Genomic DNA, 13,688 nt, shown 5'->3' with positions numbered 1-13,688 from the left:
GAAGGGGAACTCCTCTCAGCAGTATTTGGCAACGGCGGCCTGGATCATGGCGGCGCTCTCGTCCACCACGGCCTGGTCGGCCTCGGTCAGAGCGGCCAGGGGCAGGCGCACCCCGCCGCAGTCGGGCCCGCCCTGCTTGCGCAGGATGGCCTTGATGACGGCGTACATGTTGCCCTTGGCGGAGCACATCTTATAGATGATGCGGCAGCACTCGTTCTGGATCTCTCTGGCCTGCTCCATCTTGCCCTCCAGGAACAGCTCCCGGATCTTCAGGTACAGCTCAGGCATGGCCCCATAGGTGCCGCCGATGCCGCCGATGGCCCCGGCCGCCAGGCCGGAGAGCAGCTGCTCGTCGGGCCCGTTGAACACGATGGCCCCCTCGTCGTGGAACATCTGGATGTCCTGAACGGGCATGGAGGAGTTCTTCACGCCGACGACACGGGGATTCTTCAGCATCTCCTTCAGCAGGGACATGGTGAGGGCCACGCCGGCCAGCTGGGGGATGTTGTAGATGATGAAGTCGGTGTTGGGGGCGGCGTCGGAGATGTCGTTCCAATACTTCGCGATGGCGTGCTCCGGCAGATGGAAGTAGATGGGGGGGATAGCGGCGATGGCGTCCACACCCTGGGCCTCCGCGTGGGCGGCCAGCTCCCGGCTGTCGGCGGTGTTGTTGCAGGCCACGTGGGCGATGACGGTGAGCTTGCCCTTGGCCACGGCCATCACATTCTCCAGCACCAGCTTGCGCTCGGCCACGCTCTGGTAGATGCACTCGCCGGAGGAGCCGCCCACATAGACGCCCTTGACCCCCTTCTGGATGAAGTGCTCGGTCAGGGCCCGGACGGCGGCGGGGCTGATGTCGCCCTTCTCGTCATAGCAGGCGTAGAAAGCGGGGATGATCCCCTGATATTTGCTGAAATCCTTCATAATTCGGTCTCTCCAAGTTTCAAGATTCCCCGGCGGATACGATCAGCCCCGCCGGGAGGGCGCGGTTCAGGCGTCAATGCACACCTTGAACACCGCTTTGCTGACAGTTTTGGGCCCGTCCACCTGCACCTTGATGCGGTGGGCGTCCCCGGGAAACACCACCAGGAACTCCCCGGGCTTGAGCACGGTGGAGTGCCAGCTCTCCCCCTGATAGGCGTAGAAGTCGTTCCCCTCCTGGGCGTCGGTGAGCTTCAGGTCCTCCGGGCGGTTCACGTCCACCCGCTCCTCCCCCTCCACCATGATGTGGATGTCCAGATAGCGGCGGTGGGCCTCGAAGAAGCTCTCCTCCTGGGGGATGGTCTCATAAGTAAACCGGGTGCAGTACACCAGATCCCCCTTGAGCTCCACCCGCTGGTTGTCCCGGAGGGCGGCCAGGAATTCGGGGGTGATGTGCTCCAGGGCCAGGTCCAGGTTGGGGTGAATGCCCCGGTAAGCCAGGGCGTCCGCGTTCTTGGCGTAGATCATGGGCTCACCCCTTCACCGCGCCCATGGCGATGCCCTGGGTGAAGTACTTCTGGAAGGCGATAAACACGATGATGATGGGGACGGAGGCCAGAGCCGCGCCCGCCATGATCAGGCCGTAGTCGGTGGACATTTCGCCCTGCATGTTGGCGATGGCCAGGGGCAGGGTCCACTTCTCCTCCGTGATGAGCATGACCAGCTGGAGGAAGTAGTCGTTCCAGGTGTTCACGAAGGTGAAGATGGCCAGGGCTCCGATGCCGGGCTTGATCATGGGGAAGACCACGCTGGCGAAGGTGCGTAGCTCCCCGGCGCCGTCCACCCGGGCGGCCTCCAGGATCTCGGTGGGAATGCTCTCGGAGAACTGCTTCATCAGGAATACGCCGAAGGGCCAGCCCACCGTGGGCAGGATCACCGCCCACAGGGTGTCTTTCAGGTGGAGGAACGTCATCAGCTGGGCCAGGGGGATGACGATGACCTGCTTGGGCAGGGCCATGGCGCAGATGATGATGGTGAACAGGACGCCCCGGCCGATGAACCGCTTCTTGCCCAGGGCGTAGCCCGCCAGAGAGGCGGTGATGCAGGTGAGCACCATGGCCGCCGCCGAGATGAAGATGATGTTGAACAGCCACAGGAAGGCGGGGTTGTCAAACAGCTTCGCGTAGTTCTCCACCGTGGGGTCCATGGGGAACCAGATGGGCTCCCGGGCGGTAATCTCAATCCGGTCCTTAAAGGAGCCGGTGACAATCCAGTACAGGGGGAACAGGAAGAACAGCACCATGGCCACCAGAATGATCACGGAGAAAATCTTATAGCCCTTGGAGGTGCCGGTCAGATCGGTTTTCTTATTCATTTGCTCGCCCCCTCCTTAATTGTCGGTCTTCGCCACTTTGAACTGGATGGCGGAGAAAATCGCGATAATGATGGCCAGCACCACGCCGATGGCGCAGGCATAGCCCAGATCGTTGAGCCGGTAGGCGGTGTCGTACACCTGGTACATGATGGTCATGGTGGAGTTCAGCGGTCCGCCCTTGGTCAGCAGCTGGATCAGAGCGAAGCACTGGAAGGAGTTGATGGTGGTGATGACCAGCACATACAGAGTGGTGGGCATGATCTGGGGCCACTTGATCTTCCAGAACACCTGGAGCTTGGTGGCGCCGTCCACCTGGGCCGCCTCGATGAGGGACTGGTCCACGTTGCCCAGGGCCGCCACATACAGCACGATGGGCTGGCCGATGGAGGTGGTGAACAGGATCAGGATGATAAACCAGATGGCGGTTTTCTGGTTGCCCAGCCAGTCAAAGCCGGAGGTTCCGGCCACCTGGTTGAGGATGCCGTTGTAGGGGTCCAGAATCCACTTCCACACCACGGTGATGGCCACCGAGCCGGTGACCACCGGCAGGTAGAACACGCACCGGAAGAAGGACCGGGGGATGGCGTGCATCTTGTAGATGGCGGAGCTCACCCACAGGGAGAAGGCGGTGACGGTGGGCACCGCCACCACCACGATGAGCACCGTGTTCATAAAGCCCTTGTGGAAGATGGGGTCCTGGAACAGCTTGACGTAGTTTTCCAAACCGGCAAAGCCCTTCACGCCGCCCAGGCCATACTCCGTGAAGCTGTAAAACACGCAGATGAACATGGGGACGACCACGAAGGTCACAAAGAAGATGAGGCTGGGGAGCAGAAAGAAGTAGGCGGAGATGGTCTCACGCCGGATCAGCGCCTTGCTCATGCCGGAATAGGGGGACTGCTTTTGCTTTTTCGGCTTCCCCTGAGCGGGGGCCGCCGCGCTGGTTTGCGCCATAGATGTCTCCTCCCTTTTTTAGGGTATTTTCTTCCTCACACACGTCAGACAGGGGAGAAAAAGGATGCGCCCGCCCCCTCTCACGAAGGGAGCGGGCACATGAGTGCATGATATTTTCGGTTGAACCGGATGGTTACGCGATGTTGGCGTTGGCCTGCTCCACAAAGCTGTCGGCCGCGGTCTGCGGATCGGCGCCGGTGGTCAGGATCTCAGCCAGCATGGGCCACCACAGGGCGCGCTGCTCGGTCCAGCCGCCGGTCAGGTTGTAGTAGCGGCCCAGGTAGTCGCTCATCAGAGCGAAGGGAGCGCGCAGGTCGGCGTCGGCGTCACCGGCGTACACATCGCCCCAGTCGGCGTGGACGGGGAAGAAGCCGGTGGTCTTGACGGCCTCGGTGCCCACGGTCTGGTCGTTGCACACGAAGTTAATGAAGGTCTTGGCGGCCTCGATCTTGGCCTCGTCGCCCTTGTCGAACACGCCGAAGCCGTAGGGGCCGGCCATCTCCAGCTCGGGCTGGCTGTCGTCAGAGGGGAAGGCCATGGCGAAGGGGGTGAACTGGGTCTGCTCGGCGTACTGGGTGTAGTTGGAGTAGTTCCAGCAGAAGGTGACGGCGCAGGTCTGGTTGGCGAAGGCCTGCAGCTCGTCAGCGGCAGCGTAGCTGGCGTTGGCGGACAGGGAGCCCTCGTTCACCATCTCCTGCAGCAGGGTCAGAGCCTTCACGTTGTTGGCGCTGTTGGCGTTGTAGGAGGTGCCGTCGTCATTCACGTAGTAGTCGGAGTACAGGTTGTTCACCAGAGCGCGGGTGCCCTGGTCGCCGCCCTGGGCGCCGCAGTAGACGATGCCGGGGGTGGCCAGAGAGACGGTGCCGTTGTCGATGGCGGTCTTGATGGCCTCCATGGCGGCCACGAAGTCGTCGGTGGACCAGGTGCGGGTCTCCTCGTCGATGTACTGGAGGGCGCCGGCGGCCTCGAAGACCTCATAGTTGATGGCCATGCAGTGGGCGGCCACGCTCAGGGGATACATATAGTAGGTGCCGTCCAGCTGAGAGACGCTGGAGATGCCCTCGGCGATGTCGGAGCCGCTCTCGGTCCACAGGTCGGACAGGTCCACCATCAGACCCTCACGGGCGTAGTTGCCCACGATGCGCTCGGGGCCCTCGAAGATGATGTCGGGACCGCTGTTGGAGGTGATGGCGGAGGTCAGCTTCTGGTCGCCGTCCTGATAGTTGATGGGAGTCACGTTCACGGTGATGTCGGGGTGCTGCTCATTAAACGCTGCGAGGATGGTGTCCCAGTTGGAGGCCTCGGTGAAGCCGCCGATGTTGAAGGCCCACAGGTCCAGGGTGACAGCGCTGCCGCCGGCGGAGCCGGAAGAGCCGGACGAGCCGGAGCCGCTCGTGCCGCCGTTGCCGCCGCAGGCGGCCAGACCGAGGGTCATGCCCGCGGCCAGCAGGAATGCAAGAGGTCTTTTCATGTTCATATTGGTTCCTCCTTCATTTTTCATAAAATCGATGTTTGTGACTCCATCACCGTTGTATGGATTGTATAATTTTAATCGAGGTTTGTCAATATGATTTTTAAAAAAATTTTACGCACAACTTACATTCAGAAACTTTTCTTCAAATTCTCCAATTTCTGGCGGATTCCCGTCAAAATCCAGCCCCCTCAGATGTGCTTGTCGGAGAGGGCCTCGGCCACCACCTGCCGGGTGGCGGCGCACTGGTCCGGGTGCCGGCGGCACACCTCGTGGAAGAGCACGTCGGTGAGGTAGAGCTGGGCCACCCGGGCGGCCACCGACCCCACCTGGAGCGGCCCCTCCTTGGAGCCGCACTGGAGCACCACGTGGGCATAGGAGGCCCCGGGGGATTTGGGGAAACGGGTGATGAGGATGACCTTGGCCTTCCGCTCCCAGACGATCTTCAGGTTTTTCAGCAGCTCCTCGGTGGAGCCGGAGTAGGAGTAGTAGAGCACCGCGTCCTTGTCCGTCAGATGGGAGCAGGCGATGGCCTGCAGGTGGGAGTCCATCACCGCATGGTAGTTGGGCAGGCTGGTGCTGAACAGGTGGGCGCACTCCTGGGCCAGGAGCATGGAGCCCCCCTGTCCCATGCACAGCACCTTATCCGCCGAGGAGAGGATATCCGCCGCCCGGCGGATGTCGTCGGGCCGGATCAGCTCCAGGGTCTGGGCCATGGCGTCCCGGTCGATGACGTAGAGCTTCTGGCTCAGCTCCTCAATGGTGTCCTCCGGCGTGATCTCGCTCTCCGGCGGGGGGGCGTCCACCCGTCCGGCGGTGGAGTTGGCGATGGCCAGCTTGAAGGCGTTGTAGCCCTTGTAGTCCAGCCGGCGGCAGAACCGGGAGATGGTGGCCTCCGCCACGCCGCACTCCTCCGACAGCTCGGAGATGGACATAAACTGGGTCTTCTGCTGGTGGGCCACCACATAGTCGGCCACCCGCTTCTCCGCGCCGGTGAGCTGATAGTATTCGCTGTTGATCTTTTCAAAGACATTTCCAAAGGGCATGCCGGTCTCCTTTTACACGGGTCGCACTGCGGAACGGGGCTCAGGACTGCTTGGCCAGGATCTGGTCCAGCATCTGGTCGCACATGATGAGCATGCGGGGCAGGTGGAAGGGCCCCTTGAAGGTGCTGCCCTTGCAGGCGGGCATGGTGGGCTTGCCGTCCCGGCGGAGATAGCCGTACCAGTCGCCGAACTCGGGGTCGGAGAAGTGCTCCTTGCAGTAGTCCATGGTCCGCTCAAACCAGGTGAGGTACTTCTCATCCCCGGTGTCCCGGAAGATCATCAGGCTGGCGATCATGGTCTCGTCGTGGGGCCACCACAGCTTCATGTCGTGCTCGTAGGCCTCGGGGGGACGGCCCAGGCAGTCGATAAAGTAGAGCAGGCCGCCGTACTCATAGTCCCAGCCGGCGTTGATGGCCTGGTCAAAGATCTTCATGGCGATCTCGTGCTGCTTCTTGTCCCCCTTCCGGTTGGCGTCCTCCATGAGGAACCAGGAGCACTCGATGTCGTGGCCCGGGTTGACCACCCGGCCCTCGGTCACGTCCAGGCGGGGGGCGCCGTCCAGGTCCACGCTCTCCAGGGTGCAGCCCAGCTCGGGCTTGTAGTGGTACTGGAAGATCTCATCCACGCACTTCTGGGCCCGCTCATTGTAGAGGGCCTCCTGCTCCGGGTCCACCCGGCGCAGCACGGAGGTGATGTTCAGGTAGATCATGGGGTTGGCCAGAGCCCGGCCGGACCGGGTCTCCGGAATGGTCTTGGGACCCATGCCGGTGGGGTCGTCGATCAGGCCCTGGTTCAGGTTCCAGATCAGGTCATAGGCCCGGCGGGCCCGCTCCAGGCACTCCTTCTCCCCGGTCACGCCGTAGTACTCCGCATTGGCGATGGCATAAAAACCCTCGGAGAAGCAGTAGCGGCGCTGGCGCAGGGGCTTGCCGTCGCCGGTGACGGTGAAGTACATGCGGCCGCCCGCCTGGCGGTTGATGCAGTACTTCTCCATGAAGTCCAGGCAGCTCTTGCTGGCCTCCAGCCACTCCTCCTTCACCCCGTACACATGGCACAGGTAGGCGAAGGTCCAGGCGCACCGGCCCTGCATCCACACGCTCTTATCGGTGGAGAACACCTTTCCCTCCCGGTCCAGGCAGGTGTATACGCCGCCGTGCACCGGGTCCATTCCATTCTTCAGCCAGAAGCGGATGCTCCGCTCCAGTTCCTCCTTGATCCACTTCTGATGGCTCTGCAGCCGGACAGACAGATCCATATTCATTCCACCTTTCCAAATCTGGGGGAAATGTTCCCCCTGCTGCCTCCATCATACCCGTCCGGTTTCCCCCCGTCAATAGATAGACAGAAAATAATTTTCAATTTTATGAAAATATGCTTGACAGATCAAAAAAAGCTGATAGTCTATATAGGAAGATACCCTGTGTATTTCCTACAAAAACGGGAGGGTTCATACAATGAAGCACCTTGGAATTGAAGTCTCGGTGAAACATGTGCCGGAGCTGGACCCCGGCTTTCTTCCCCTGGGCAAGTTCAACGCGGCCTTTCTGAAGGACGCCAGGCAGCCCCTGGACGTGGCGGTGGAGCGGGCCGGCGGCGAGGTGGCCGTCTATAAGACCTTTATCCACGGCACCCCGGAGATGGCTGAGGCGGACGTCTACTATGTGGACCGGCTCATCAAAATGCTCCTGTGGATGAAGGGCGGCTTCAAGGTCTACCTCAGCGGCAGCAAGGCCGTCTATGAGGCCATGAAGGCCACCTACTGCGTGGGCGGCAAGCGGGCCTTTGACGCTGATTTCATGTCCAACGTGTATGAAAAACCCTTCGAGGTGGTGTACTGCGACGCCGTGCCCGCCGAGAAGAGCAATCCCCAGGCGGTGGGCCGCCACCTGGGCGGCTGCCGCATCGGCTTTGACGCGGGCGGCTCCGACCGGAAGGTGTCCGCCGTCATCGACGGAGAGCCCGTCTTCTCCGAGGAGGTGGTGTGGTTCCCCAAGACCACCGCCGACCCGGACTACCACTATGAGGGGATCGTCTCGGCCCTGAAGTCCGCCGCGGCCCACATGCCCCGGGTGGATGCGGTGGGCGTGTCCTCCGCCGGCATCTACATTGAGAACCGCACCATGGTGGCCTCCCTGTTCCTGAAGGTCCCCAAGGACCTGTTTGACGCCAAGGTGAAGGACATCTACATCCGGGCCATCAAGGACACCTTCGGGGACGTGCCCTATGTGGTGGCCAACGACGGGGACGTGTCCGCCCTGGCCGGCGCCATGAGCCTGGAGGAGAACAACATCCTGGGCATCGCCATGGGCACCAGCGAGGCGGTGGGCTATGTGGACCAGAACGGCAACATCACCGGCTGGCTCAACGAGCTGGCCTTCGCCCCGGTGGACGTGTCTCCCAGCGCCATGGAGGACGAGTGGTCCGGGGACATCGGCTGCGGCGTGAAGTACTTCTCCCAGGACTCCGTCATCAAGCTGGCCCCCGCCGCCGGCATCAACCTGTCCGCGGACCTCTCCCCCGCCGAGAAGCTCAAGGAGGTCCAGAAGCTCATGGAGGTCCCCGGCTCCCCCGCCGAGGCCATTTACCGCTCCATCGGCGTGTATCTGGGCCACTCCCTGGCCCTGTACCACCACTTCTACGGCTTCAAGCACGTGCTGCTCCTGGGCCGGGTCATGTCCGGTCGGGGCGGCGACATCATCCTGGACGTGTGCAAGCAGGTCCTGGCCGACGAGTACCCCGAGGTGGCAGGCAAGATCCACCCCACCCTGCCCGACGAGAAGGCCCGCCGGGTGGGCCAGAGCGTGGCCGCCGCCTCTCTGCCCGAGCTGAACTGATCGTTCCGCCCCACATCGCATCCCAATTTTAAGCAGGTAAGACCCAATGCCGTTACTTTTCCGCCGCGCAGCGGCGGAAAAGTCCTCGCTGCGCTCACCGAACGCCTTGCCGTGCAAGGCATTCGGGGCATTCGATCCCACTCGAGGCGGGCCGCCGCCCCCTCGAGCTCCCCCGCCATAACTCGGGCGGATTCGTCCTAACAGAGCTTTTTTGACAAGCTGCGCGGGCCCGGCGAGGAATCGCCGGGCCCGCCGCCGAAAGGAGGCCCCGCCATGGCCATCTTCAACCCGGAAAACAGCATCTGGCGCGTCACCGGAAAGCTGGTGGACCTGGTGCTTCTCAGCGTGTTCTGGCTGGCCTGCTCCCTGCCTGTGGTCACCCTGGGGCCGGCCAGCGCCGCCCTCTACCATACGGTGGTGCAGTGCATTCGGGGAAACCGCCGGGACAGCTGGACTCTGTTTTTCCGCACCTTCCGGGACAACCTGAAGGTGGGGGTTTTGGCCACGCTGGTGGTGCTGGCGGTGGGGGCGGCCCTGCTCTTTCTCCACGGCCTGGCCTATCAGATGGCCTCCGCCGGACAAGCCGAGTATGTCTTTTACCTGTGCTACACCTTCCTCCTCCTGCTCCCCCTGGGGGTGGCCTGCTACCTCTTTCCGGTGCTCTCCCGGTTCACCTTCGGCGTGGCGGGACTTCTGTCCAACTGCGCCCGGCTGGCCATCGTCCACCTGCCCTCCACCCTGGCCATGGCCCTGGAGCTCTACCTGGCCCTGGAACTGCTCCTGCGCATCCCCTTCATTGCCCTGGTGTCCTTTTCCGGCGTCACCGCCCTGCTCCAGTCCTTTTTCCTGGAGCGCATCTTCGCCCCCTACATCCGCGCCCAGCTTGGGTCGGAGGAGGAAGAGGATAAGCCGGACCGCTGACAGACAGCTGTCCGGAATCTCTCCCTCCAGCCGCCTGACGAACCGCTCCGCATTCACCCCTGCTCAAAACACACACAGGCCCCTGGAATTCCGTCACGAATTTCAGGGGTCTGCCGCATGTCTTGGCTCTTGTGAGGGCTCGTTGCCGAAGCCTCCGCTTTTCCTTTATATACTCAATTGCTTTCTGTGAATGAAACGTTCCCCGATGGCAATAGGGACGCCGGCGCGGACACTTTACCGCTCTCCTCGTTCCTTTGAACATCAACCACAGCATGTTCACGTGATGGTCGTACAGCGCCTCCAGCTCCTCCCGGGTGCGGATGGGGTCCACGGCGTTCGCCTCCTCTCTTGTCCTTCTGTCTATGACACAATTTTACCCCCGCTGTTGTGACAACGGGGGTAAAATTCAGCTTGTCGAAAAAATCTTTTCGACAAGCTGACAGCACTTTTCAGAACGTTAAAACGTTCTGAAAAGTGGTCTAATTGAACGTGAAAGACAACCCTGACGGTTTTCTTTCACAGTATCTTTCCCTCCGAATCCTTTGACCAACAAGTTTTTGACAGACTGATTTTTCCTCCCGCCGGTGTGACAGCGAAGGTAAAATTTTCATATTTTGGATACGGACGGACGGGCTTGGGGCGTATTCAGGGGAGGGAAATCTCTCTGGAGTCCGTCTCCGGCTCCTCCCGCTGAAACTCCGTCATGTTGTCCCAGTACCGCTTGGGCATGTGGGTCATGCGGCACCGGGGGTTCTCCCGCCCCTGGATGGCGATGGCGTCGTAGAATTTTCGCCACATGCGCCGGTACTGGAGCTCCTCTGTCCCGGCCCGGCCCATCTGGAACTCCTCCATGGGGAGGATGGACCACCGGCCCGGCACGTGAATGAGGGCCTCCCGGTGGGTCTTGTCGTAGAGCAGAAACTGCTCCTGGGGGTAGCGCCCGCAGAAGTGGGGGCGCAGGAGGGGGAGCACCCGGTTTTTGGGGGAGATCTCCCCCGCCAGCACCCCATCCAGCTCCGAGAAGCGGACAAAGCCGGTGAGCAGGTGGGCCTCCTCCTCCAGGCGGCGCACCGCCTTCCGCACCGTGTCCACCACCGGGTGGGTGAGATCCCGGCTCACCGCGCTCTTTTCCTGAAATCCAAGCTGGTAGAACCGCCACAGCCACAGCTCCCGCTCCTCCAGGCAGGTGAGAAAGCCCCGCACCGCCCACCGCTTTCCCTCACGGCCGAACTGGTCCAGGGAGCGGTACACCCGCCGGGCCTTCTCCCGGTGGGTCTCCACCGCCCGCTGGGGGTAGAAGGAGGCGGCCGCCTCAGAAAATGGGGTGAAGTCCGCCGGCTCCTCCCGGTGCCGGAAGCTGTCAAAGACGCAGGTGAGAAACCCGGCGTAGGTGCCGTCGTAGAGGTAAGAGACCTGGGTCCAGGGCATGAGACCGCCTCCTCTCCTACCGCCGGCGGTAGATCAGCTCGGCGATGCCGCCGGTGGACTGGGTATGCACCAGCCGCAGCTTCCGCTGGTCCGCCAGCTCCCCAAACAGCCGGATGCCGGATCCCAGGATGGTGGGGATGAGGGAGAGGTGGTACTCATCGATCAGATCCTCCCGGACCAGGGGCTGGACGACGCTCCCGCCGCCGCAGATCCACACCGCCTTCCCCTCCTCCCGGCGCAGCCGCCGGACGAGGGCGCAGGGGGCCTCCGCCGTGAAGGTGATGCCCGGCGCGGCGGGGAGGGGACGGTGGGTGATCACATAGGTGTGCAGCCCCTCATAGACCCACCGGTCCGGGGAGAGCTGGGTGGTCACCTGGTGGTAGGTGTTCCAGCCCATGACCACCGTGTCGATCCGCTGGAGCAGACGGGAGTAGGACTCCATCCCCTCCTCCGGCTCCCCGTGGCCGTCCAGCCAGTCTACGCCGCCCTGTGCATCGGCGATATACCCGTCCAGACTCATGGCAATGTATAAGACGATCTCTCTCATGTCAACCTCCGCGCTGTTCTGAAGTGTTTCGGTCTTATTCTGCCCAGCGGAAGCGGTCCGTACCCGCCCCCAGCTCAAAGTGGTACTTGACGATGCCCAGGTCCACCTTGGTGTAAAAGCCCATTCCGGCTTTGGCGGCCACGGTATCCCCCCGGAGGGTGAATTTGAATTTCTGCTGGTTCATGGCGGTGGGGGCCAGCAGGGCGGCCTCCACCCCTCTCCGGAACCAGTCGGGGGCCGGGCCCTCCGTCTCCATGACTGCCTCCGGAGCCTTGGAGGTGTGGGGAACCCCCTGGTTCTTCCCATAGCCGACGGCGATGACCAGCCCCAGCTTCTCCCCGGGGCCCACCTGGAAGGCGGACTTCACCTTTTTATAGGTAAGGGCCACCCAGCAGGTGTTCAGCCCCATCTGCTGGGCCTTCAAGACCACCTTTTCCCCGTAGTAGCCGCAGAGCTCATCCAGCTGGGCCGACTTTTTGCCCACCAGGGCGATGTAGTTCTTCACCCCGGAAAATTTTCCGTAGTGGGCCATGAGCCCCCCGAACGCCTCCGGCTCGTCCAGGACCAGCTGCATGTGCAGGCCGCTCTCCCGGCTGCACTGGGCGAGAAAGCCGGTCAGCTCCGCCCGGACCTCCGGCTCCAGGGGCCGGTCCTCATAGCTGCGCACCGAGTGGCGCCGTTCCATTGCCTCCAAAAGTTCCATGTGTTCCTCTCCTCTGTCTCGCAGACGGCGTTTTGCTTTGCTTGCAGTATACCACAGGCGGACGGCCGTGAAAAGCGGGGGGTTACGGAACGCCGTCTCCCGGCCCGTCAAACAGGGAGAGCTGTTCCATCACCGGCTCCCTGGGGGCGTCCAGGGCCGCCAGGTGCCGCAGCAGGCCGTCCTCCCGCACCCGCAGCCCCGTCAGGGACCTCCCGGAGCAGGTGAGGAAATACTGGGCCCGCTTGAGCACCACCCCCAGCCGCTTGAGCCCCTCGAAGGTGAGGGGGCCCACCCGCCGGGCGGACAGAATGCGCCGGGCCGACCGCACCCCCACCCCCGGCACCCGGAGGAGGGCCTCATAGTCCGCCCGGTTGACCTCTACCGGGAAGAACTCCAGGTGGCGCAGGGCCCAGGTGCACTTAGGGTCCAGGCGGGGGTCCAGGTTGGGGGCCTCCTCGTCCAGAAGCTCCTCCGCCCGGAAGTGGTAGAACCGCAGCAGCCAGTCCGCCTGGTACAGCCGGTGCTCCCGGAGGAGGGGCGGCTGGAAATTCTGGGGGGCCGGGAGGAGGGGACTGTTGGATACGGGCATGTAGGCGGAGTAGAACACCCGCTTTAAGTGGTACCTGTCATAGAGCCCCTGGGTGAGGGTCAAGATCTGCCGGTCGTTCTCCGGGGTGGCCCCCACGATCATCTGGGTGGACTGGCCCGCCGGGGCAAACCGGGGGGCGTGGCGGCACAGCTTCCGCTCCCGGCTGGCCAGGGAGATGCCGTCCCGGATCTGCCCCATGGGGGCGAGGATGTTCTCCTTCTTCTTGTCCGGGGCCAGCAGGGCCAGACTGCCCGCGCTGGGCAGCTCAATGTTCACGCTCATCCGGTCGGCCAGCAGCCCTAAGCGGTAGGTGAGCCGGGGGTCCGCCCCGGGGATGGCCTTGGCGTGGATGTAGCCGCCGAAGCGGTACTCCTCCCGGAGGAGGCGCAGGGCCTCGATCATTCGCTCGGTGGTGTAGTCGGGGTTCACCAGCACGGCGGAGGAGAGAAACAGCCCCTCGATGTAGTTGCGCCGGTAGAAGCCCATGGTGAGCTCGCACAGCTCCCTGGGGGTGAAGGCGGCCCGGGGCAGATCGTTGGACCGGCGGTTGACGCAGTATTGGCAGTCGTAGGCGCACACGTTGGTCATAAGCACCTTTAAAAGGGAGATACACCGCCCGTCCGCGGAGAAGGAGTGGCAGCACCCGGCCAGGGTGGTGCTCCCGATGGTTCCCGGCCGCCCGACCCGGTCCAGGCCGCTGGAGGTGCACGCCGCGTCGTACTTGGCCGCGTCGGCCAGAATCTCCAGCTTGTCCATAAGCTCCACGCCGGTTCCTCCCCTCTGAATAAAAATAGAACAAATGTACTATTATTATAGAGCGCGGCGGGAAAATGTCAAGGGGAAAATCTTCCCGCGCCGGGCGCGCAGAAACGCCGGGGAGGCGGGGCCCACTTGTCCTT

General features: G+C 62.9%; 13 protein-coding genes. 2 read left to right on the top strand and 11 right to left on the bottom strand.

Annotation, left to right across the window (positions count from 1 at the left end):
- Positions 1-15: 15 nt before the first annotated feature.
- The 7 genes from B5F19_RS02970 to B5F19_RS02940 all read right to left on the bottom strand — a co-directional run bounded on the left by B5F19_RS02970 (position 16) and on the right by B5F19_RS02940 (position 7,022).
- Positions 16-924: a dihydrodipicolinate synthase family protein gene (locus tag B5F19_RS02970; protein ID WP_087287812.1), complete on the bottom strand. Its 909-nt coding sequence runs from the start codon at positions 922-924 to the stop codon at positions 16-18.
- A gap of 66 nt (positions 925-990) precedes the next feature.
- Entirely contained in the window at positions 991-1,449 is a 459-nt protein-coding gene (locus B5F19_RS02965; protein WP_087287809.1) for a YhcH/YjgK/YiaL family protein, read from the bottom strand.
- A gap of 4 nt (positions 1,450-1,453) precedes the next feature.
- Positions 1,454-2,296, bottom strand: a complete 843-nt coding sequence (locus B5F19_RS02960) for a carbohydrate ABC transporter permease (RefSeq protein WP_087287805.1) — start codon at positions 2,294-2,296, stop codon at positions 1,454-1,456.
- Between the two features lie 15 nt (positions 2,297-2,311).
- Positions 2,312-3,250 carry a sugar ABC transporter permease gene (locus B5F19_RS02955; protein ID WP_087287801.1) on the bottom strand — a complete coding sequence of 313 codons (939 nt, stop codon included), beginning with the start codon at positions 3,248-3,250 and terminating at the stop codon, positions 2,312-2,314.
- Positions 3,251-3,383: 133 nt separating this feature from the next.
- A complete protein-coding gene (locus B5F19_RS02950) occupies positions 3,384-4,727 on the bottom strand; it encodes an ABC transporter substrate-binding protein (RefSeq protein WP_087287799.1) in 1,344 nt (447 codons plus the stop codon).
- 185 nt (positions 4,728-4,912) lie between these two features.
- Positions 4,913-5,767: a MurR/RpiR family transcriptional regulator gene (locus B5F19_RS02945; protein WP_087287796.1), complete on the bottom strand. Its 855-nt coding sequence runs from the start codon at positions 5,765-5,767 to the stop codon at positions 4,913-4,915.
- 40 nt (positions 5,768-5,807) lie between these two features.
- Positions 5,808-7,022 carry an AGE family epimerase/isomerase gene (locus B5F19_RS02940; RefSeq protein ID WP_087287918.1) on the bottom strand — a complete coding sequence of 405 codons (1,215 nt, stop codon included), beginning with the start codon at positions 7,020-7,022 and terminating at the stop codon, positions 5,808-5,810.
- 199 nt (positions 7,023-7,221) lie between these two features.
- On the opposite strand from B5F19_RS02940, the gene B5F19_RS02935 reads away from it, so the two are divergent.
- On the top strand, positions 7,222-8,601 hold the full coding sequence (locus tag B5F19_RS02935; protein ID WP_087287793.1) for an ROK family protein: 1,380 nt from the start codon (positions 7,222-7,224) through the stop codon (positions 8,599-8,601).
- 273 nt (positions 8,602-8,874) lie between these two features.
- On the top strand, positions 8,875-9,522 hold the full coding sequence (locus tag B5F19_RS02930) for a YesL family protein (RefSeq protein ID WP_087287790.1): 648 nt from the start codon (positions 8,875-8,877) through the stop codon (positions 9,520-9,522).
- A gap of 645 nt (positions 9,523-10,167) precedes the next feature.
- Here the strand turns inward: B5F19_RS02930 and B5F19_RS02925 are convergent.
- From B5F19_RS02925 to B5F19_RS02910, 4 genes are all read right to left on the bottom strand, one after another.
- Positions 10,168-10,950, bottom strand: a complete 783-nt coding sequence (locus tag B5F19_RS02925) for a TIGR03915 family putative DNA repair protein (protein WP_087287787.1) — start codon at positions 10,948-10,950, stop codon at positions 10,168-10,170.
- Between the two features lie 16 nt (positions 10,951-10,966).
- On the bottom strand, positions 10,967-11,497 hold the full coding sequence (locus B5F19_RS02920) for a dihydrofolate reductase family protein (protein ID WP_087287784.1): 531 nt from the start codon (positions 11,495-11,497) through the stop codon (positions 10,967-10,969).
- Between the two features lie 34 nt (positions 11,498-11,531).
- Complete coding sequence (locus tag B5F19_RS02915) at positions 11,532-12,200, bottom strand: nitroreductase family protein (RefSeq protein WP_087287781.1); 669 nt, start codon at positions 12,198-12,200, stop codon at positions 11,532-11,534.
- Positions 12,201-12,282: 82 nt separating this feature from the next.
- A complete protein-coding gene (locus B5F19_RS02910; RefSeq protein WP_087287778.1) occupies positions 12,283-13,554 on the bottom strand; it encodes a putative DNA modification/repair radical SAM protein in 1,272 nt (423 codons plus the stop codon).
- Positions 13,555-13,688: the final 134 nt, after the last annotated feature.

This window comes from Pseudoflavonifractor sp. An184 (assembly GCF_002160305.1).
GTDB lineage: Bacteria > Bacillota > Clostridia > Oscillospirales > Oscillospiraceae > Lawsonibacter > Lawsonibacter pullicola.
The sequence above is the reverse complement of the archived record's forward strand: the minus strand, read 5'-3'. Positions and strand labels throughout refer to the sequence as shown.